Source organism: Bacteroides sp. An269, from assembly GCF_002159755.1.
In the GTDB taxonomy this organism is placed as follows: Bacteria; Bacteroidota; Bacteroidia; order Bacteroidales; family Bacteroidaceae; genus Phocaeicola; species Phocaeicola intestinalis.
Window position 1 is genome coordinate 1 of the sequence record NZ_NFJG01000023.1, and the last position, 21,957, is coordinate 21,957.

Annotated in this window: 22 protein-coding genes; 16 read left to right on the forward strand and 6 right to left on the reverse strand. The window is 46.4% G+C overall.

Going from position 1 to position 21,957, the window contains the following annotated elements:
- From B5F71_RS06665 to tssD (B5F71_RS06690), 6 genes are all read right to left on the reverse strand, one after another.
- Positions 1 to 210 (reverse strand): hypothetical protein (locus B5F71_RS06665; protein ID WP_143269857.1); only part of this gene is annotated, 210 nt, incomplete at its 3' end.
- An 81-nt stretch (positions 211 to 291) separates the two neighbouring features.
- A complete protein-coding gene (locus B5F71_RS06670; protein WP_174490712.1) occupies positions 292 to 1,668 on the reverse strand; it encodes a DUF5458 family protein in 1,377 nt (458 codons plus the stop codon).
- The gene (locus B5F71_RS06675; protein WP_087208649.1) at positions 1,665 to 2,138 is read right to left on the reverse strand and encodes a hypothetical protein; all 474 of its coding nucleotides are present in this window, start codon (positions 2,136 to 2,138) and stop codon (positions 1,665 to 1,667) included. The genes B5F71_RS06670 and B5F71_RS06675 overlap by 4 nt, the downstream gene beginning before the upstream one ends.
- Positions 2,139 to 2,183: 45 nt before the next feature.
- Positions 2,184 to 3,542, reverse strand: a complete 1,359-nt coding sequence (locus B5F71_RS06680; protein WP_087208651.1) for a hypothetical protein — start codon at positions 3,540 to 3,542, stop codon at positions 2,184 to 2,186.
- Positions 3,543 to 3,553: 11 nt separating this feature from the next.
- Complete coding sequence (locus tag B5F71_RS06685) at positions 3,554 to 5,365, reverse strand: phage baseplate assembly protein V (RefSeq protein ID WP_087208652.1); 1,812 nt, start codon at positions 5,363 to 5,365, stop codon at positions 3,554 to 3,556.
- A gap of 119 nt (positions 5,366 to 5,484) precedes the next feature.
- Complete coding sequence (gene tssD / locus B5F71_RS06690) at positions 5,485 to 5,883, reverse strand: type VI secretion system tube protein TssD (protein WP_013617107.1); 399 nt, start codon at positions 5,881 to 5,883, stop codon at positions 5,485 to 5,487.
- 263 nt (positions 5,884 to 6,146) lie between these two features.
- Between tssD (B5F71_RS06690) and B5F71_RS06695 the strand changes: the two genes are divergently transcribed.
- The 16 genes from B5F71_RS06695 (at position 6,147) to tssR (ending at position 21,946) form a co-directional block, all read left to right on the forward strand.
- A complete protein-coding gene (locus tag B5F71_RS06695) occupies positions 6,147 to 8,627 on the forward strand; it encodes an ATP-dependent Clp protease ATP-binding subunit (protein WP_087208654.1) in 2,481 nt (826 codons plus the stop codon).
- A gap of 14 nt (positions 8,628 to 8,641) precedes the next feature.
- On the forward strand, positions 8,642 to 9,064 hold the full coding sequence (tssD, locus tag B5F71_RS06700; RefSeq protein ID WP_013617109.1) for a type VI secretion system tube protein TssD: 423 nt from the start codon (positions 8,642 to 8,644) through the stop codon (positions 9,062 to 9,064).
- A 14-nt stretch (positions 9,065 to 9,078) separates the two neighbouring features.
- Positions 9,079 to 9,492: a type VI secretion system tube protein TssD gene (gene tssD / locus B5F71_RS06705; protein WP_087208656.1), complete on the forward strand. Its 414-nt coding sequence runs from the start codon at positions 9,079 to 9,081 to the stop codon at positions 9,490 to 9,492.
- Between the two features lie 12 nt (positions 9,493 to 9,504).
- The gene (locus tag B5F71_RS06710) at positions 9,505 to 10,590 is read left to right on the forward strand and encodes a hypothetical protein (RefSeq protein ID WP_087208658.1); all 1,086 of its coding nucleotides are present in this window, start codon (positions 9,505 to 9,507) and stop codon (positions 10,588 to 10,590) included.
- A gap of 401 nt (positions 10,591 to 10,991) precedes the next feature.
- Entirely contained in the window at positions 10,992 to 11,285 is a 294-nt protein-coding gene (locus tag B5F71_RS06720; RefSeq protein WP_087208661.1) for a hypothetical protein, read from the forward strand.
- A 14-nt stretch (positions 11,286 to 11,299) separates the two neighbouring features.
- A complete protein-coding gene (gene tssD, locus B5F71_RS06725; RefSeq protein ID WP_087208663.1) occupies positions 11,300 to 11,704 on the forward strand; it encodes a type VI secretion system tube protein TssD in 405 nt (134 codons plus the stop codon).
- Positions 11,701 to 12,141, forward strand: coding sequence for a type VI secretion system tube protein TssD (gene tssD / locus B5F71_RS06730; RefSeq protein WP_087208665.1), 441 nt, complete (start codon positions 11,701 to 11,703; stop codon positions 12,139 to 12,141). Before tssD (B5F71_RS06725) ends, tssD (B5F71_RS06730) begins: the two co-directional genes overlap by 4 nt.
- Before the next feature lie 5 nt (positions 12,142 to 12,146).
- A complete protein-coding gene (locus B5F71_RS06735) occupies positions 12,147 to 12,596 on the forward strand; it encodes a GPW/gp25 family protein (RefSeq protein ID WP_241148570.1) in 450 nt (149 codons plus the stop codon).
- Positions 12,597 to 12,604: 8 nt separating this feature from the next.
- Positions 12,605 to 14,449: a type VI secretion system baseplate subunit TssF gene (locus B5F71_RS06740; RefSeq protein WP_087208668.1), complete on the forward strand. Its 1,845-nt coding sequence runs from the start codon at positions 12,605 to 12,607 to the stop codon at positions 14,447 to 14,449.
- 14 nt (positions 14,450 to 14,463) lie between these two features.
- Positions 14,464 to 15,342, forward strand: a complete 879-nt coding sequence (locus tag B5F71_RS06745) for a TssN family type VI secretion system protein (RefSeq protein WP_087208670.1) — start codon at positions 14,464 to 14,466, stop codon at positions 15,340 to 15,342.
- Between the two features lie 11 nt (positions 15,343 to 15,353).
- Complete coding sequence (locus tag B5F71_RS06750; protein WP_013617119.1) at positions 15,354 to 16,514, forward strand: hypothetical protein; 1,161 nt, start codon at positions 15,354 to 15,356, stop codon at positions 16,512 to 16,514.
- A gap of 19 nt (positions 16,515 to 16,533) precedes the next feature.
- Complete coding sequence (locus B5F71_RS06755) at positions 16,534 to 17,496, forward strand: type VI secretion system baseplate subunit TssG (protein ID WP_087208672.1); 963 nt, start codon at positions 16,534 to 16,536, stop codon at positions 17,494 to 17,496.
- A gap of 21 nt (positions 17,497 to 17,517) precedes the next feature.
- Positions 17,518 to 18,018 carry a type VI secretion system TssO gene (locus tag B5F71_RS06760; protein ID WP_087208674.1) on the forward strand — a complete coding sequence of 167 codons (501 nt, stop codon included), beginning with the start codon at positions 17,518 to 17,520 and terminating at the stop codon, positions 18,016 to 18,018.
- An 11-nt stretch (positions 18,019 to 18,029) separates the two neighbouring features.
- The gene (locus B5F71_RS06765) at positions 18,030 to 18,539 is read left to right on the forward strand and encodes a type VI secretion system transmembrane protein TssO (protein WP_087208675.1); all 510 of its coding nucleotides are present in this window, start codon (positions 18,030 to 18,032) and stop codon (positions 18,537 to 18,539) included.
- Between the two features lie 5 nt (positions 18,540 to 18,544).
- Positions 18,545 to 19,450, forward strand: a complete 906-nt coding sequence (locus tag B5F71_RS06770) for a PKD domain-containing protein (RefSeq protein ID WP_087208717.1) — start codon at positions 18,545 to 18,547, stop codon at positions 19,448 to 19,450.
- Between the two features lie 6 nt (positions 19,451 to 19,456).
- Complete coding sequence (tssR, locus tag B5F71_RS06775) at positions 19,457 to 21,946, forward strand: type VI secretion system protein TssR domain-containing protein (protein WP_087208677.1); 2,490 nt, start codon at positions 19,457 to 19,459, stop codon at positions 21,944 to 21,946.
- The last annotated feature ends 11 nt before the right edge of the window (positions 21,947 to 21,957 follow it).

A 21,957-nucleotide genomic window follows, 5' to 3' on the forward strand; every position in this document is an offset into this window, starting at 1 on the left:
AGGCGGCGTGACCGTGGGGTGCGTGTCGATGCCCACGGACAGGTCGCCGAACTTGGCCACAGGCATGCCCGGCACGGAAGGAAGAGCTCCTGCCAGACCTGACTGGAGCCTGTCCAGAGCCGCTTTCGAGGCCGTGAAAAGGTCGGAAAAGCCCCGTCTGACGCTGTTGCTATCAACGGCGTCAGCTATATTTTTGAATACATCTGACATAGTGAGAATTTTTTAGGATGTAAAAAGGAGAGTAGCTGAAGAGCCCCGCCGGACCCTTCAGTTACTTCTAAAAATACTCATTTATGCATCCTGTGCATAATCGCTGTTCCATTCATTTTCATCATCCCCCTTCGTTCCCTCCAGCTTGATGACAAAGCTCTTTGCCGGGAAATAGGGAGTCAGGTGAATGTCGAGGAAGATACGGTCCTTCTGCTTCGGGTCTCTCTCGAAGCGCAGGATCTTGAATTTTTCAATCAGGCGTCCGGGACCTTGTATGCTGTCCAGGAAATTGCTAATCTGCCCGCGCAAATCCCTTTCAGCCTTGCTGTTCCAATTTTCGAAGGCACGGCGGTTGAGAAAATCCATCAGGACCTTTGTCACCCAATCGAACACACGTACCACCGAGTAGGTCTGCAAGCCCAGATTGTCACCGTTGAACAAGGTCTTTGCCGAGAAAGCCATGACTTTGCCGTATTCCTTTACCATCGGTATCAGACCAATCTTTTCTATTTCGGAGATTTCGCTCTTCTTCAGGTTGAAAGCCACGCTGTCCACCTCGCTCATAGAGCCGTACTTCTTTCCGGCAGTGACCTGTGCCATCACGGTTTTGTACACACTGCCAGCCAGTGCAGCCGAAGGTGGAATCAGCAAGTCCTCGGTTTCTCCCAATTCGGTATAGCGTCCACGTCCTACCAGATAGTTGCATGTCATGCAGACATTGGACTTATAGACATCGCCACCTGTCAGATTGGAATCGAAGAACATCTCAATCACATCATCCGGTTTTTCAAGGTCTGCAAAATCAGTGAAAATCATAACCTTGTTGTCATGCGCTATTTTTGCCCATTTCTCCACCACCTTGTTGGAACCCAGGTATCCGGGGATTACCAGCAGTGAATAATTGGTACGTAAATCCAAACGGTCATAGTTGGCACGAAGCTCGTCGGCAATAGCATCGATAAAGAAAGAGTTGTCCAAATCGGTAAGCTGCGCCATGGAAGCGTTGACAATGGATACGTTCTTAATCTTGTCAGCATCCGTATTCTTGTAGAAAAGCATGACCGTGCGGTATGATTTTTCCAATTGTTTCACTTCTTCTACCGCCTTCAGCTGATTTTGAGAGAGCAGGTCAGAGACGGCAGCAGACTTTTTCTGGCACAAATCCACCATTTCGCTGATGGACTTGCCGTCTTTCAGCATATCTATCCACATCTCAATCCTTTTTCTCAGTTCCTTACGCTCGTTAGCCCGTTCCCGGTCAGTAAGGAATATATTCCGGCGTGCCTTACGTTCCGGATTCAAATTCTGTATGCCGTCCACCGAAGATTCCAAGACGTTGAAACCTCCGAACTTTGCCAAAGCCTGTAACTCCGCATTCAAGTTTTTGGTTTGTACCGCAGCCTGCTGTTGCTGTACTGCGGTTTCCTTCTGTGTGTTCTGTTCGCTCATGGTTCTCATTCATTTACAGGGTTAGAGTTCTCATTTTCCTTTAATTCGTCCAACATGATAGACAGTGTATTGACGAACGCCTTGCGTGTAGCCGGGTTTTCCAGAACCCGTTGCAGCACCTTGTTAGACCGTAACGACTTCTCCATCCTGTCAGCAAACTGTTTTTCCGCATTCAGCCCCGACAGGAAAGGACTCTGTTCCGTCATTTTCTTCACGGAGAAATCTCCCACATTGTGGAAACGGAAGTTCTCTTCAACAGGAGCCCCTTCCGCATCAGCGAACTCTATATCAATTTCCGGCTGGAAATGTGCAAAGACTTCGTCAATGCTAGTCAGACCGATGACCACTTCGGGAGCTACCGGTTCGTCCTTTGTCAATTGTTCAACCAATAATGTCCGGTTCTGTGGAATTTCCGCAATACCTTCGGAGGCATCCATTTTCACTTCATTTCCGCCTATTCCGTAATTTCCTAAATCCATACTTAATCTGTTTTATAATTAAAAAAATATGTTAGTAAATCTCACTCATCCGAAAATCTTACTTTTTCTTCTGGCTTTTGCCTGCTGCATGGCTGGACCCTCCACCAGTTGTTTCCAATCTTCTCCCAGCCATTCCTGAAGCTGCCCTTCCAAGACCTCCATATCAATCGGCGCACGTACCTGCCTGCCAGTGTGGAGCGCCAGATATGCCGCATAAGTAAACGTGGAGTTCCGTCTGATTTCTTCGGAAAGATAACTCCCGGCTGCCAAAGCAAGCAGAAAATACTCGAAAGCCTGATTCAGCTGGCCTTCCTCGTAGCGTAAAAAGCCACACATACGATAACCTTCCATGACATAGTAGGGATCTTTTTGTCCGATAGCTTTCTCCGCCAGTCCCTCATACAGTGCAATTGCTTCCTCCCGTTTTTTCTCTGCCGTCAGGACAGCCGCTTTCATGGAAGTTGCCATTTTCCAGTAGCTATATCCAGCCGCTTCGCCATTATCCATTGCCTTTTCCGCTTCCCTGATCGTATCGTCGCTGTACTTTATGCTATGTTTGTATTCCCGAATCGCATAACACGCTTCAGCGGCGATGAACAGAGCGGATGTCAATATATTCGTATCCTTCAACTCCCCGGCAACATCCAGCAGTTTCCGGATTTCCTTGTCCAACAATTTCCAATCCTGCTTTTGTGTGCAATCCATGACGGCACTCACCTGCTGTTTGAACCGGTTTTCGGGTGCAATCAGGTCATTGCCCGTATCGCTCCGTGCCATCCGGTTATGCAGGGCCGCCGCCATATCGAACTTTGGGCAGATATAAATTACAGCCGGCGATTCATCCAGATTGACACTTCTGTTTTTCTTCATGTCAATGGTCGTTAACCGGATTCCCTGCGGAATCCCTTCTTCCAAGACCTTCTTGAACCATTCGGTCCTGGAAAGCCCCCTTTCCTGTCCCGGAGGAAAATAGATGCAGAAACAGGCATTCTCCAATCCGGATATACATGCCTTGAAACGCAACATCTCTTTCCACAGATTGGCTGCCGTATGTTCGACAGACGTGTCCGGGACATATTCTTCTTTCAACAGCCCATCGTGCCGCAAGGCCTTGATGATGTCGTATTTTTCCTCCACTTCTTCTGAGAACCAGCCGGCATATTCCTGCCATAGCTGTTCGGTGTATTCATCCCCGCTTCCCTCATACGGCGTGTCAAACCGGAAGAAAATATCCTCGAACTGTCCGACAGGCGAGCGTTCGATTTCCAAGAACCTGTCAACCAAATCCACATCGTTCTGTCCGACAATCCATATAGCCAGTTTCCAGTCCTTCTTATCGGCAATATCCGCCCAATAATCGACCGCCTTAAAGTATTCCTGTACAACAGACGCAGATGCTCCCATATCCTGAGGTTTTATGAGTTGAACTTTATGATTCCTCCTGTTACCGCTACATCGGCTGTGCCTTCGATTGACAAGTTTGTACCTTTGACTGTGCCTTTCTGAGTACTCAAGTCATATCCTTTGGAAGCCTCCTGCTTGATATTGGTTCCACTGCTGCCGATTATCTTCTTTTCACCGCTGAGTATCATGTTCTCACCGCCTGACAACAGTGTAATGCTTTTCCTCCCTTCAATGGAAATCGTATCAGACTGCAAGCCGATAGACCTGCCATCCATGATAATAACCGACTCTTCTTCGTTGGTGACTGTCACCGTTTTCTTTGCCATGATATTAATCGTATCTTTCCCATCCAGAACAATAAGCTGTTTCCCAGTCTGGTCCATAATGGTGATACTTCCCGTTTCATCATCAAAAAGAATGGTGTTTCCACTTCGGGTGATGATACTTTTCAGTTTGTTGTCCTTGTCTCCGCCCTTTCCCGAGTCCTTGTGAAACATGGCTCCGGTTACATAAGGACGGTCCGGATTGCCGTGTTCATAACCGACCATCACCTGGTCCCCGACTTCCGGAACAAATACCCATCCCCGGTTTTTGGATACCGCATCGCTTGTTCCCGCATTAGGGCTCTGTACCCTGATCCAATTGGTCGTTTTTCCCTTTTTCTGCCAATCAAAGACAACCTTCACGCGTCCCTGTCCTTTTTCGTCATCGTTCTTCTCCACCGTTGCCAACTCAGGCAATGCCAACGGCATTTTCACATTGGGCATAGGGATATGTGTCATTTGATCCGGGATGCCGACAAAACTATTCATATAATGTCCGTCCCGATTCACCTCGTGGGTGATTTCAGTAATACGGAATTTCCCTAAAGGAGACAATTTCATCCTATCCGGAAAAGCCACGTCAATAACCTCTCCGATCCGGATCCGGCATGTTTTTCCGATCCCCTTTATATTCAAGAGACCGGCACCGGATGAATTCTTTACAATTTTCATTTGTTCGTCCAATCCCGCCTTGTCTGTGATATGCGGATTTGCCGCAGAAGTGGTGCGGGCGCTGTAAGCCTTTTCCGAACAGCCATGAGCAATGGACTGGAGGTCGTTCATTCCTTCCGGTTTAGCGGGCGTATCTGCCTTATGTATTTTGTTCTCCTGCGCTACATAATCGTATCTGGCAGATTTCCCCGGTACCAGATTGGCTACCAACCTTACTTCTTCCAAGTCCACGTCATACAAGATCTTCTTAGGGTCGTCCTCCTTGTCCGGCTTGCCAAAATAAGTTTTGGCGCCATCGTAATAAAACCATTCCCCATACAGGGCCGAAAGGCGATTCATAAAATCAAAGACACTTTCGTTGTATTGTGCCATGTAAGGGATAGGCAAATCATATTCAGGATTAGAGACCAGATTGACTTTTCCGTACTCCTGTGTCACTTCCTTTATAATGGCGGATAAGGTCTGATCCGTCCATGAGTCGAGTGTCTTGTTATTTTCATACAGTATAGTAGGGCTTGCTCCATGAATAGCCACTCCGCCCGTTTCGCCCACACTTCCAATCATTTCCACCTGATTGATAATCCCTTCGAAATCATAGCTTTCTCCGGTCTGCTTGTGGACGAATGAAATATTGGCAGTCTCCCCAATGTAATTGATGAATTTCTCCGGAGTCTGCTGAAAGGTGTTGTTAGGCGACAGATAGTTTACAATTATAGTAAACGTGTGATGCCGGTTGAAACCTTGATGAAGGCGTAAAGAAACGAATTTTTGTTCTTCCCCCTTCACGGTTACCTTGGTGGCTACCAAATTCAGAAAACTTGCTCCCATACTTATTAATATCTATTTAATTCCCACTTATTAATCCGACTGGTCGGTATGTTTTTGAGTGCCGAAATAACCGGAATTGGTATATTCCGGCACTCCAAGAATTTGACTAGAAACAACGGTTAGTTGTTTTCCGGCCAGTCTTGTACAAATGTAGCATCAGCCATCTTCACTGTTTGAGCAGAGATGGAGAATTTGATTGTCATTGGGTATGAGTTCGCTACATTCAGTGCCTCCTCGTACTTCACAATATACCCGTTCTCAAATACCAGTTCCTTCATCTTGGCATCCTCGTCTGCTTTCTTGAAGACGATGTTTCCGTTTACAGGCTGATACTGCTTGAACATTTTGTCCAGTACAATCGTATCCGGAGTTGATTCAACCTCGACATTAATTGTACCACCATAGATGTCAGATGCCGGACGACCCTTAGGATCCACATCACGGTTGAACTTGACATCCCATCTCAACACATCAAACTCTTTCGAGTCCGAGAACTTAAATGACGCTTTAAATGCCATATTCTCAATGTTTTAAGTTAATAAAAATGTTAATTCTGAAATTATCCCTCATCCATGACCGGTTGCCCCGTCATTTTTGACTTCTAATTTCGGTGCTCAATTTATGGCATTTTGCTGAAATAACAAAGCGTTTTAGGAAAAATTTTCGATTTTTCTCGAAAAAATGCCCTCAGGCATAAAAAAAACGCTCTAAAAGTAGCGGATTTTCGTTTTTTGCCTTATATTTGCGGTGTTCTCCTGCGCAATTTTAAATCTTATTGATTATGGATACAGGAGTTGGTTTCATTAATCTTGATGATTCTATAAAAATTGCGCTTAACATAGCACAGGCAGTGGCCCGTGAAAATGCGAATGAGTATTATACCCCTTCGCATTTATTGAAAGCCTTACTTCATAAGGAAGTAGGGCTAAGAGATTTTATATTAAGTATAGGTAAGGATTTAGGCTATCTGGAAGAATGGGCGGATGTCCATATCGAGCAATGCCCGAAATCCACCCAGCTGTCAGAAATCAAGCCTTCGGAAAAGATTGGCAGCCTATTCCGTGCTGCCGATGATGTGCGCATAGAGCTAGGGCTGTTCGATATTAACCCTATATGTGTATTGGCTGCCCTGGCAAAGCCGGGAGTCGCCTTTTCGAGCGACCAGCTCAAATCCTTTCCCATACTGGAAAAGGATATCCGTTCCATATATAATAATGAGCCGTCAGGCAACCCTCCCGTTTCCATGACGGAAAGTCCTGTCTTGTCACCCAATTCATCTTCATCTTCCTTTTTAACCAAATACTGTATGGATCTTACCGCTGCTGCGACGAACAGCCTGCATCCGGTAATCAACCGTGACCGCGAGAACCGCATGATCATGGAGATTTTAGGCAGCCTCAGCAAATCCAATGTGCTGATTGTCGGCGATGCCGGGGTCGGGAAAACGGCTTTAGTTTATGGGCTTGCGTGGGATATCGTGAACCATAAAGTACCCTCCTTCCTGGAAGGAGCCCGTATCTTTGAACTGGATAATGCCTCACTCATAGCCGGAGCGACCTATAAAGGAGAAATTGAAGACCGCCTGAAAAATATCCTGAAAGAACTTCGCGGCATCGACAACGCTATCCTGTTTATTGATGAAATCCATGTATTGCTGGATAGCCGGCAAGGGAATTCGGGCGCCGGAAATGTGCTGAAACCCGAATTGTCGCACGGTAACCTGACCGTGATAGGCGCCACTACCATTGACGAATACCGTAAGATCATCGAGCCGGACCATGCCTTTAATCGCCGTTTTGAGGTGATACAAATCAATGAGCCGGACATGAAGTCTGCCATTCAGATGCTGCACTCCGTACAGAAACAGTATGTGGACTACCACCATGTAAAAATCAGCGAGGACGCAGTAGCCGAATGTGTGCGCCTTGCCAAACGGTATGTGAAAGACCGCCGTTTGCCGGATTCTGCCATAGGGCTGCTGGACATGACACTCTCCGCCATTAAAATGGTGAATGAAACAGGCAAGAACGATGCGGAAATCCTGCTTGGCCAATTGAACGAAATTGAGCAGGCGGAAAAGGAGCCTGTAGAGAAGGAAGAAGAACTGAGGGACCTGATATTTCTGATGCACAACAAGCTAAGCCCTATCCTGCTGGGAGTCATACCAGAAGAGACGGATGTCCATGAATTGCAGAAGTATGAAGAACTGGCAGCTTATCTGAGAAACGCATTGAATGCCATTCTCCGGTTTGCCGAGAAAGAAATAGAGCAGGTGGAAGTGTATGAGGTTGCTGCCGTTGTTGCCAGCAAGACAGGTATCCCTATCGGTAAAATACAGTCCCAGGAAAAAGAACGCCTGCTCAATATGGAGGAGTATTTGCGGCGCAGGGTCGTCGGACAAGACCGGGCATTGAAGACATTGACGGACGCCATTCTGGAATCCCGCAGCGGCATGAACAAGCCGGGGCAACCTATCGGCTCCTTCTTCCTGCTAGGACCCACCGGAACCGGAAAGACCGAACTCGCCAAGGCATTGGCAGAAACACTATTCAACGACGAGAAGTCCATGATCCGCTTTGACATGTCCGAATTCAAGGAAGAACACTCTGCCGCCCTGCTATACGGTGCGCCTCCGGGATACGTGGGCTATGAGGAAGGCGGTATGCTGGTCAACAAGATACGCCAGCAACCATACGCCGTCGTACTATTTGACGAGATAGAGAAAGCGCACCCTTCCGTATATGACATTTTCCTACAAATCATGGACGAAGGGAAACTGCATGACCGGCTGGGAAAGGAAGGGGATTTTTCGAACTCCATTATCCTGTTCACCTCCAATGTGGGAAGCGAGTGGCTGACAAGACAGCTGGAATCGGGCAATGTACCGACCACCAGCCAGATAATGGAAGTGATGGGGCAGTATTTCCGCCCGGAATTCCTTGCCCGCCTGTCTGAAATTGTCCCATTCTCCCCTATCAGCGAAGATATCCTATTGAAAATATTCGATATACAATTCAACGGGGTCAAGAAACTACTGGACAAACAGGGTATCAACATCATCATCAGTGATGATGCCCGAAAGATGCTTGCGCATAAGGGATTTACTCCCAAATACGGCGCACGCCAAGTGGCCGGCGTAATCCGTAACTATCTGCGCAGACCCATATCGCGCCTCATTATCAAAGAGGAACTTTGCCAGGGAAAGACACTGGAGGTCGGCCTGGATGAACGAAACGAATTAACCTTGAATATTCACTCCTAAATTTTGTATGCACTATGTTTGGATATACAGTATTCTTAAAAATCGGCAATCTGGCAGCCACCTCGCTGACAGATATGTATAAGGACAGTTACCAACTGATAGGTTGTGAATTCGGATTCGCCCAAGGGATAGATGTCAAGGGACAGGTGCAGACGGAAGTCAAGGGCGGAACCTTTTATGTGACCTATCCCCACCTGCCCAACCGGGACATGATCCAGTGGATGCTGGATGCGCGCAAATACCAAAGCGGCGCCATCGTCGTGCATGATAACCAAGGCTCCGCGCTTGAGAAGATACTCTTTGAGAAAGCGACCTGTGTGGATATGGAAATCAGCTATATCCGGCAGGGTAAGGGCTATATTGCGACCAAACTGACCGTACAGGCACAGAAACTGATGTTCGGTACAGAAGAATTTGAAAACCAGTGGGTACTCTAAAAAAAGAAAAAGTTATGGGACTCTTTAATTTTCCACAAGTGGACAGCGATGTGAATGTCATATTCAGCATTGACGGCGACGAATATGCGGTAGAACAGTTCAAGATAGGTTTCCACCAGCCTGTTGACGGAAACAAGAACCAACCGGAAGGAGAAGTGCGCGGAGGGCGAATCATGATTGTCCTTTCGCAAACGGTGAAAAACAATATCTACGGATGGGCCATCAAGCCGTGGGTGAAAAAGAACGGGGCGGTGCTATTCAAGACTGGTACGTCCGGGGTGATATTTGAGGTGGCGTTTACGAATGCATACTGCATAAAATTACATAGAATAATTAATATGGGACAAGGATTATTAACAACATTGGTTCTTTCTCCAGAGAGTGTAAACGCGAATGGTATTGAATTTGATAATAGATGGGTGAAATAAATAACTATAATTATGCCTGAATACAATGACAGAACTCAAACATTCATATCGAAAGATGATTTCTTTCAAATGAATAGAATGGATATTATTTATACAGGATATGTTGAAGGACTTGGCTATGCCTTTGAAGAACAAATATATCTTGATGAATCATTATATAGGAGAGATGGAAATTATTTTTTTTATTCGAAGTCCATACAAAGAATAGATTATTCTCCAGAATCATATATAAGAAGTTTACATTTGACAGAAGAGCAAATTAAAAATGCTATTTGTTTTTCCAATCTTGATGGAACTTTTTCTGTAAATATGGGATTTGATACTTTTGGTAAAAAAATAGTGAAAGTTTCTAGTTTAAATGATGTGGAGGTTTTACTTAATTATAATTGTGTTCCTGCAACATTAACTGTGGAAGCTAAGGGAATGGTGAATAATGATTATAAGATTGAAAAATACACTATTCCTTTGAAGGATTTTAATATCTATTATGGTGAACAACTTACTTCTGATATATTAAAGACATTTGATTTGACTAATGCTTTTATTGGAGTTCCTGTTGGCTGGCTGGAAAGTAAATGGAATATAGAGAATGCAGCAAATCGTAGATTTAGACGTGATTTGTCAAATGAAATTAGTAAATCATTAAGAAATAATGGATATAATATAAAATCAAGTGCAATAAGAAAAAGTTTGGGAAAATTTTTAAATAGAGCTGGTAGGGTTGGAACTGCATTAAGTGTATTTTCTACAGGTGTAAATATGTTTAATAATGGGAATGTTAAAGCTTCAGATATTTATACTGTGGTAACAGGACTTTGCGCAACAATACCTGGAGTTGGTTGGGCTATTGGTGGTGTTTTCTTTGCAGCAGATATTGTGGGACTTTGTCTTTTTGATAAAACAATAGGTGATATGATAGATGAAGAATTGGATGGAGGTGTACTTTGGGGGAATGATTATGAGGTTGATCCTATACAAAATATTGCTCCTATACGGAATAAGGAAGAATTGAATTTCTCTACAGATTTTTATAATCCGTATTTTGTTATGCCACAAGATAATACAAGAGTTGTGTCACCTTTTATTTATAGAAAATAGCATGATGATTGATTATATTTTTTATAGGTTATATATAATGTACAAACGACATGGAGATCCTCCAATATTAAGTACATGTATTTTCTTGTCATACATAGTTGGAATAGCAATAGTTATATTGTTTTTTTGCATTAAAAAATGGGCTGATATTCATAGCGTATATATTTATTTTTTAAATGGAATTCCAAGCCTCATTTTTTTGATCGCACCACTATTCATTTTTGTTACTTTTTGTGTTATAGTGTACCGTAAAAAAAAAATAGAAAATCTAATGAAAAAGTATCAAGGTTGTGTAAGGAATAAAATTATATCTAATTGGATGATTTGGTGTATACCAATTTATGAAATGATTTTAGGGGCGTTGATATATTATTTTCTAATTAATTAGTTACTATAATAAAATGAAGCAATATAAAACATTAATCATTTATACAATCTCCAATGATCCATCAAAGAAGTCATTTGAAGAAGAACTGGAGAAATACGGACTGGAACGGATAGGAACGCAGGACATCTTCGCCCTCCCGTTGGAGGAATACCGGACGAAGGTGCAGGCATTCAAAGCCTACCTGCGGGCCTATGTACGCAAACATCTGGACAGTCAGGACATGGTGCTATTCGTAGAGTCACGCATGAACGAGGAACGTACCCTGACCGCCATGCTGCAAACCAATCTGACGAGTGAAGAAGAATAAAATAATATAAGGATATGAGTGCACAATCGTATATCAAGTTCTGGACCGCCGAACCCTCGGAGCATGAGGAAGTGCAGGCATACGAGCTGCTGAGTTATGAGTATGACTTTGAGAAACAAGCCCGTCCGAACGGGCAAGTAACCGGCAAACCCCAAGGAGGCAGGATGCGGGCAAGCGTCGCGGGATTTCCTACGGAAGAACTGCTGGAATGGATGTTCAATTCAAGAATCCTAAAAGAAGGAGAGGTGATGAACACTTCCGGCATGAGCGGTACGCCCAAGGAAGTTATCCGTTTCAGAGGCGCCCAATGCCTTGAACTCAATGTGCATTCGACAGTAAAAGAAAGCCGGACTTCGCTATCCATCCATTTCAGGGAAATGGAAGCGGGTGATTCGTGTCACTTAAACTTGAAATCATGAACTGGTTTACCTCTTTGTTCAAACGAAAAGACTCCGCCGTGCCAGATGACCGGTACGTGATGCGGCTGACCGTCTGCCACGAGACCTACGCGGTAGAGGAGTTTGACCTGAAATTCAAGCGCGATACCGACCGCAACGGACTGCCGGAGGGTGAAGCATACGGCGGCTTTGTCACCTGCACGCTTACCGGCATGCCGGGGGACGGACTGCTGAGATGGGCCGCGTACAGCAGGATGTACGAGGACGGAGACCTGCGGATTTACCGGAAAGACGAACCCGACCAACAGGCCGCATTCGCCTTGCGGTTTACGGAGGGCAACTGCATCCGTTTCCGGCGAAGAATAGACCATACCACCCATGAGTGCAGCATCGTCCTGCTGTTTGCCGCGAGAACACTGAAATTTACGAACGAGGAATTTGAAAACGAATGGCGCTGACGTATATGGAAACGAAATTTTGCAAACTGCCTTTGGACTTTGAGGCCCTGCTGAACGAAGATGTGGGAAACAACCATCTTGCCTCGTGCAACGAGATTGATTCGATTGACCAATTCATCGAGTTGCTGATCAGTACGGCCCCCGGAGAGCATACCTTTGACAAGGAGTTCGGCTGTGAGATATTTTATCTTGACTTTGAAAGCATTGTCTCCCATACCCGTTGGGAAGGACAATTCTCAGAATACATTACGAAGGCAATCACCCGATACGAAAAGCGTCTTACGAACGTATATGTACGGGTCAGCATAGATGACGCGACCCGACAAGACAGCGTATCCGGCGTTTCGACCATCAAGAAACGCGTTCAGGTATATGTGTATGGCACTCTGGTACACACAGGAGAGAAGCGGTGCTTTTATTATGTAATTTATTTAGGTCCCATTTCAACCAGATAACAAGGTATATGAGCATAGAGAAATATAACAAGGAACAGATCAGGAACCGTATGCTAAAGTATGCTGCGACTTTCTGGGGAATCAAAAAAGCCGAAAATTTTGATCCCGTCGTCAAGCTCCTGCTGGAAGCATTGGCCAATGAAATGTATATGCTGGGAGAAGATTTTACCGCCATTGAAACAAGGCTGCTGGAAAAGACCGCCCGGATTCTGACACCGGGTATCCTGACCTCCCCCTTCCCCGCACACGGCATCGTACACGCTTTTCCCATTGAACCCGTTTATCTGATCACCCGGGAATCGGGCATGTATTATGAAAGCGACTCACTGATCCGGAAGCTGTCGACAGGAAGTATTTCGTTTTATCCGGCATGTGATACACTGCTACATAGAGCCGACATAAGATATATGGTCTGCAATAGTCTCCTGTACCGGATAGACCATACCCTGGAAAAAACCATGATTGCCCGTACGGAATCCAGAATGACTCCGCGTACCGTTTGGCTCGGCCTGGCTGTGGACGAATCCATTACCGACCTTCGGAATTTCTCTTTCTATCTTGATTTTCCCAATCTTACGGAAAGCTATGAATACCTGTTCCTGCTTCCCTGTACGGAATGGTCCGTCAAGGGAGAACAGGTTGTCATGCAGCGGGGAATCTACGAAAAGGACGATATACAAGATAATCCCTTCCGTGCGTTTTTCCAGAACTATGATGCGATGTTCCTCATAGACAAGGAAATCATGGAAATCTACAATAAACATTTCCTGAGCGTCCGGCAGTCTTTCCCGCTTGATGATTCCTGCAAAGAGACATTGCCTGAAGAACTGCATCCTTGTTTCAAGGAAGCCGTGCGGGAAAAGATGCAGGACAGGCTGGTCTGGCTAAAAATACAATTTCCCGCCCATTTCACAGCTGAGGTTATGGATGAACTGCAAGCGGGAATCAATATCGTGCCCGTTGAAAACAAACTGTTGCGTGAACAAGTGAGCACCCTTGAAGACACTTTCAGGGTGATTCCCCTGCGGACGGAAAATCATGAATCCCTGTTGTCCGTACATAGTGTGAAAGACTCGGACGGGAAAAGCTATCATGAGCTTCTGTACCCGGAGGGAAATTCCAAGACGGGCTATGGCACGTATTCCATCCGCAAAGGAGGGTGCGAACGGTTTGACTCCCGTTCTGCCAAAGAACTGCTATGCTATCTGCTGGACCTGCTGGATGATGAAACCCATGCATTCGGTTCCGTTTCGAGCATCAAGCTACAGGCACTTGCCACCCAAATGGAGCAACTGGTGGCACAAATGAAACAAACAACCGATAACATGAATGAGTTCAGAGAGACGCCCTACTATCTGATGATCGACCAATTGACCGGTAAGGGCCAGGTTACCGTCAAATACTGGACCACCAACTGTGAGATAGGGAACCAGATACAAGCCGGCGTGGATCTGTCGCCCAATACCAACACCTATCTGGAGCCAAGGACACTTGCGCTTGTCAGCACCACCTATGGCGGCAAACAGGCTCCCAAGAACCGGGAACGCATAGACATTTACAAATACGGTTTTATTTCACATGGCCGTGTATTGACCCAGAATGATATTATCAGTTTCTGTAAAAAAGAACTCGGAGAGCTGTTGGTACGTACAGAGATTAAGAACGGAGTGGAAATCAGCCCGATGCCCAGTGAAGGACTGATACGGACCAAAGAGGTACACTTGATTCTCAAAGAAAAGCTGGACGACCCGTCACAGGAAAAGCAGATGAAAGACAATCTGAGAACCAAGCTTTCAGCCTGTTCGCCAGATACATTCAATTACCGGATATTCATCGAATACAATAAAGCCTAAATAACTTATAGCATATGGACCCAGTTACCCAACATCTCATTTCATCGTATCTGCTGATGCCCCTGCTTACCGTAATTTTCGGGATAGCAGCCTATTTTGTCGCACGGAAGAACAGACTATTGAACAACAAGAGACTGATTGTTTATCTGCTCGTGTGCAGTATTGTACTTGCCCTGCCCGGCCTGTCCGGATTTATGGACTACAATTTCATGCCTTATATCTATATCCTGCTGGTTATCCTGTACTGGATTGGCGGGTATTACAACCGATACATCCTGCGCAAAGTGTTTTCTTCGGGCAAGGAGATGCCCTCTTTCGGCATACAGTGCCTGATGACAGTCACGGTCGTGCTGTTAGGTGCCGGAATTTTTTCGGTCGTCTTCAACCTCTGCAACGAACTTCAATACGGGGTATGGGCTTCGACCTGCATACTGCCTTTTGTATTTCCCCTTCTATATACCCAGACGGTAAAAAGCTATTTTGACATACCCGTAGAAATCTATAAAGTGTGGAAATACTCGGAAGAATACGATTCAGAAACCCTGTATATCAACCGCGAACGAAGTATCGTCATCGACGTGGACATTTTCCGCAGGGTAGACGACCCGGTGTCGGAACGTATTACCGGCAAGGCCTCCGATGATGTCATTTTCGGGCAATGGTTCCAGCGCATGATTGATGACTGCAACCTCAAATCGCCTTCTTCGCCCATTGTTTATCAAAATGAAGGCGGGGCATATTATGAATGGGTATTCTATACCAAATCCTCTTTTTTCAGAAAGAGGTTCTATATTGACCCGGAACTCACGCTTGCGGAAAACAAGCTGAAGATGCATGATGTGATTATCGCCAAACGGGTAGCGAATGAACTAGTAACATATAAAGAATATTAAAACGCAATACTATGGCAGGAAATCAAAATAAAAGGGGCAGCTATCCGCTTGTGAACTGGGCGGACGGCATGCCGGTCAAGAAGGAACACTTCGTCCAGCAGGAAAACCATTTTACACACCGTCTGTGCGAATACCAGTCGTATCATCTGAACCGCACCAACTACGGGCTTTTACCCTTCAAGAAGGGGGAACCCGTTTCCGGAGATTTCAGCATCACGGAACTTGTCACGGGAACTTTGGAAGTCCGTCTGAAACGGTGCTATGCCATTACTTCCGGAGGATACCTGATTGATTATGACGCAGGAGACAATGATGAACTGACGGCCAGTTTCCATATTTCTGCCGATGAAATGGAAGACAAAGCCCTGCGATGGGACGTCATCCTGATGGCCGATCCGTTCGAGCACCGTCCTTCAGGTGTCCCGGATGAAAAGGAATTAAGTCCGCGGCAACCCAACGCATTGCCTAAATATGCGTTGAGCGTACTGCCAACAGGGCAAACCAACGGAGGCGAGCTGGGCAGGCACTTCCTGCTGATCGGTCGTTTGCGCAAGAACGGCAACCGCTGCGAAGTGGACGGTAACTTCATACCTCCCTGTACCAGCATGTCCAGCCATCCTGACCTGAAAAACTATTACACCAAATTCGGGCAGCTTGTCGATTCCATCGAAAAAGCCTCATTCGATATACTCGCCAAGGTGGAAAATGCGGAAAAGCAAACGGCACTGGCCACAAACATCGGCATGTTGTGCCGCCATATCATGCTTTTCATATCCGACATTTATTTTTCCTACCGTAATGAAGGACAATACTATTCCCCCTTGCGTTTTCTGAATGTATTCTCCACACTGGCCCACCACCTGTACGTATGCCTGAGTTTCATGAGCAAGGAGGAGAAAGAGGACCTGTTGAAATACTTCAATGAATGGAACGGCATCACTCCCGGTGCATACGAAGGGCTGTTGCGGGAAAATTGCGGCTTGCTGTATGACCATCACAATATCCGTCAACTGATGGTAACAACAGAGCGTTTCCTATACCTGTTCAATGACTTGTGGACCACCCTCAGCCGCCTTGAATACATTGGCAAGCATAAGGAGAACATCGTGGTTGCCGAACGCTCCAGACACCCCAAGGAATCCAGCGAGACACGTTGGAACATTTTGGACTAACCTGAATACCCGAAAAGTTATGGCAGAAGAAACTGACAAAATCGTATGTTTTGACGAACGCCCCCATTCGTTCAATTTGCCGGACACCGATTTCAAGGCGGAAGTGGTGGCCAGCGGACTGAAAGAAAGCGGCTACGACGCGGAGCGCACCCTCATTTCCAGATTGGGGGATATACGGCGTGGCTTTTCGAAAGACATCCATGATGCCCACTCGGAATATTCCCAATACGACCTGACAGATTACCTGTATCTCTACGTGAACAGGCGGAGTATTTATGACACACTGCCTGAAGGCATTTTTCATAAGAACCTCTACCAGTCAGACAAAAGCTCCAAAGAGCAGATACTGGATGAAATCCGGATCCACCGGGACGAAGAGTTCTATGCCCGGCGCTTTTTCAAGCCTTTCGAGATAACCCTGGACTATATGCTGGTGAGTTTCCAAAACAAGGAACGACGTATCGATGAAATGAACGTACATCCGGACTTTGTAAGCATATTCTCCGACCAGTGGCCGGTGCTGAAACTGCTGCCGGTCCATCTGGCGATTATGCTTATCCGCATGCTTGCCTATATGGAACAGATTACCGTCAGTCCTTCCCAAATAAGCGAGTGCATGAGCATGCTGACCGGAGTGCCTATCCACCTGCAGAAAGGTGAGAAAAGCGTGGTGGAAGCGGACCCGCATCTTGTCCCTAAACTGGGAGAATGCCTTTTGGGAGACACCATGGTCCTGGGGAACCGTTTTGCCGACGGCACTTACCAAATGCTGTTGGAAATCGGCCCGCTATCGGCACAGAAAATGGAGACCCTATTCTCCGATACCATTGACCACCAGATACTCTGCGACCTGATGGACCTGTTCCTGCCTGCCGACAAAGAAATACAAGTCCGTTATATCATACAGCAGGAGGACGCCCAGTTCAAGTTGGGAAATCCAACGGAACAAGGAGCCTATTTAGGAATCAGCACTTATTTGTAACCCATAAAACACCTATCCGATATGAAACCGAGAAATAATACGGAAGTAAGGAAAGCCTATCTGAAATTTTCCTGTTACCTGACAGGTTGCGTCATTCTTGCCGTGGCCATATTTGCCAGTTTCCTTAAAACGTCCAGTACGGAAGTGAAACGGATCACGGAACAGACATTGAAGTATGACTATGTCTATGCCAAAGAACTTTCGTTGTCAAACAGCGTGGATTCGGTCTATCAGTACATGAAGCTGATGAACACCTCGCCACAGATTAACGATGTCCTTCTGCAAAGCGTTGTCAGCGTGCGGAAAATGAACCTGTTGAAGTACATGCAAAGTATGGATGACAAGGATTGCAGGCTTTACAAGCAACTGCTGGGAAACATCAACATGTTCCTGAGTGTAAAAGACTCCATCCGCCTGCTAAGCATCCAGGAAGAGATGGTAAAGAAAGACCTGATGCAATGTATCCAAGACAACTGGAAGACACGGCGCAATCTGAATGTCGGTTCCAACAGCAACAAATAAAACTGCATATTATGAATGACAATAAAAAAACACTGAACAAGCGGGAGACCCTGATGGGGCATATTTATGTATTCCTGTTCTTTTTCGTAACAACCGTGGTATGTTGCCTGGCAATATTCATGTGGAATTCGGATTTCAAAATGTTTGAAGAGAAGGAGTTCGTGAAAATAAAAATGGACCGCATTAAAGATTTCCAACAGGAACAAGCCGGCAGCCAACTGGCCATAGATTCCCTGTTCCGTAAAATCGAGACCTTCGAACCGGGGGTACATGCCCAATATGAAGAAGACGATATCCACTACCTGATAAACAACCTGCGCAACACATACGAAAGAAACAGCTGGGACAAACGGTACAAGCTGTTTATGCACATAGCCGACTTTTATGCCATGTGGTTGGCAGACAAAAAACAATTGTGGAGTATCGAACAAAACATACAACTGTTCAAAGCCAATCTGGAAGAATGCGAGATCGGATTGCAGAAAAAAGAAGAAGACTTGCGTTCAGGCACTAAAAAATGAATGACATGGGAAAGATTTATACCAGAAAGATTCTGTTTGTAGCGGCAGCCATGCTGCTGTGCATACTTATTGCCGTGCTGATCCGGATATTTTTCTCCAGCCGGACCGTGCGGATGACACTGACCCCCATAGAAGTGGAGGTCGGAGAACCTATCTATTATGCGGACAGTACCCGCAGGGCAAACTCATGGCTCTGGGAGTTCGGCAACGGGGATGTATCACACGAACGAAACGGGCAATATGTGTTCAAAGAACCGGGGCGTTACCAGGTACGCCTGCAAGTGGACCATTCGCTGGAAAAGAAGCAGATTATCACCGTACGGAAGAAAACAAACACTTACGGGAGCGATCAGCTTGTAAAAATGAAAGTTCCGGCAAGCGCTTTCCAAGGTGAAATCGTGTCTTTCAAAGGATACGGCCCCTCGAAAGAGTGGCGGTGGCAATTCGGCGAGTCAGGAATCGTTGACTCCCGAGAACAAAATCCGCTCTATGCCTATTCGGAACCAGGCGAATATGAAGTGCTGCTGACTACGGAAGACACACAATACCCCGTACGGCACACGATTAAAATCCTTTCCCAGTACACAGAAAACGACTCTACGGACGTGCTTGTCATTATCGGGAACGATATCCGAGAACATTTGCAGGCCATCGTGGACGGCAGACCGTTCAATACCCATTATAACTATATCCTGAAGAAATATCTCTGTGGAAATCCGGACATAGCCGTCACAGTCAACAACCATAAAAAGAATGACTTCTATTCTTACTGCCAGGGGCTGAAAATCATTGCGCGAAAGAAAACCGTGATTGATGAAGTGTTTGTCGATATGGGCGATGACCTGAACAACGAATGCGTCATGCAGCTAATGGTGACCCAACACGAACGTTTTTCCGAATCAAAAAAGTAACGAGCCATGAAAAAGAACTTTATATCGCATCTGCTCCAGACAGGGTGTATTTTCAGCATTGCCTGCCTGACAGCCTGCGGGCCGGTACACCGTTTTACACGGGTGAAGAATGTTCCGCGCGAATATGTGCGGAACTATTCGGTGGAAGGAGTGAAAGCCCCCCGCAGCCTGTCGCTGTTCAAGCATCATCCGTGGATTGTCTTCGCCAAGGAACAAGGGACAAGCTATCTGAGTCCGAGCGGAAAAAACGAGATGCAGACCGTAGAATACATGGATGCCTTTCTGGTCATCAAACGGAAAGGGAACTGGCTCAAACTGATCCAATATAATCCCGCCATTCTGAAGAACGGGAAGCTGAAAGAATGGAAACAGGCCCAGTATTGCGGCTGGATGAACCAGAACGACCTGCTGCTGACCCGGAGCGGATTTACCGATGTCCTCACGGGATTCAAGAACAAGCAAGTGGTCATGCTGAGCGACACCGTGGCATTGGCCAACCCCTCAGCGTATTTTGCCAATGATTCTGTGAAACTGTTTGAAAATACCGACCTGACACAGGAAGCCGGCAAGATTCCGTTTTGCAGTATCGTGTATCCTTATAAAACGTCGGAGGACAAGGGATGTGTACTCGTGGCAAACAAACCGCAGCTTGACGCAGACAGCATAGGACAGACGGCTGTCGGATGGATAGACAAACGACTGCTGACCGCTGCCAGGCAACAACTCCATATAGATATAGCCTCGCTGCCGGACAGTACGCTCATCTTCAAAGACAGGGAACGAAAGGACACCTTGCAGCTGTCGGCCGGCGACATGAGGCAGAAACTGGAATTTGCAGAGAGCCAGCCTGCCATACAGTACAGTCCTGTATTGTTTTACAAAGAGAATGACACGAGCCTGTGTTTCAAGACACAGATTCCGATGCCGGTCATTGACAAACAGGAAAGCTATGTGCTGAACGTAAATGGCAATCCGATTTATTACAGCACTTTCAAGAATAAGATAGAGAAGGACTTGCAGAAAATAAACCTGGTGTTTGTACTGGAAGGAAAAGAGAACACCATCCAGCAGTTTCCTGCCGTGGTGAACGCCATTCAGGGATTGCAGTCGCAACTGGTAAATGACGAGAGCTTTTCTTTCAGGTTTGGCGCCGTACTGACCTTCAACGAACCGGACAGCCCGACAGACCCCATCTGCAAACTGACTCCCGACTACATGGAACTGCTTGACTTCCTTTCCGCCAAGGCACGTAACGCCAAGCAACTGAAACCTACATACGGACGGTTCGGCAGCTGGTCAGGTGTTCAAATCGGGGTGGAACAGTTCAACAAATGCCCAGACGAGACAAACATCCTGGTCGTCATCGGCGACAAAGGATTCAACAGCGAATGGGCGGACTCTACTCTGGTGAACAAGCTGGTGAAGAACAACTGCCGCCTGCTGGGTTTCCAGCTTTACGGAGGAGAGCCGGACAACTTCAACAACTTTGTGCTGCAAATCGGGAACATGATAGACTGCTCGGCACCACGTATCAGCCGGAAGAAACAGGAACTGGTCGTATATCCCGAGCAAGTCCGGAATGAAAACGAATACGCGGAAGTGGGCCATAACACCTATTGCCTGGACTTCCCCAACCGGAGCATGACACAGGGATGGCTGGTGTTTCCGCAAAAGAACGAATCGCTGGAACTGGAAGGGCTGACCTCCGCCTTGGATTCCATGCTGCTACAAGTGAAGTTTGACAACACCCTGCTGAGCAATAGCCTGACAAGGGCATTCGACGAAGTGGGAACCCAACGGTATAAGGCGGACTCGACTATGACGGACTACTACCACATCCGCCAGGCAGGGGTGCAACCGATATTGTCTGTGCTTCCGGGTGTCGAACCAGCCTGGAACCTACCGGCACAGCCTGTCGTGTTACCAGACTCGCTATCACGGACACTGAACTATTATCTGCTTGCCAACGAAGACGAGTTCAAGCGCCTGAGAAAATATGTGGAGGAACCCGCCAAGCTGATTGTGGACTATAAATACGAGGCCGTCAAGAAGAAAAAACAGGCGAAAGTGGACATCTGCGACTGCCCGGACGACTACTTCGAAACAGATACCGAAGAATCCACCGTACGCGTGAAGACGGACAGCCTAAACGTGCCGGAATATGCCTCTACCCGCCGTGTGCGGAGAAAGCTGGTGCGGCATTTCCTGTCAGAACGCAACACGGATAAGTATTGCAAAGTGAAGAGGAAGGCCTTTTTGAGAATGCCCATATCAGCAGCCTTGCAACGGTTTACCTCCTGTCCGGCGGATTATCCGTTTTTTGAGGTGTACCGGGTCAAGGACCTGAAAGACAGGGATATGATTACGGACGTGGAACTGGACAAGCTGATTGAATACTTCAAGGAAAAGAAGAAAATGCTGGACGAAGCCGCCGGCAAGTCGTTCAAATCCAACGGGCAGACCTATTACTGGATCAGCCGTGAGCTGTTACCCTAATCGTTCATTTG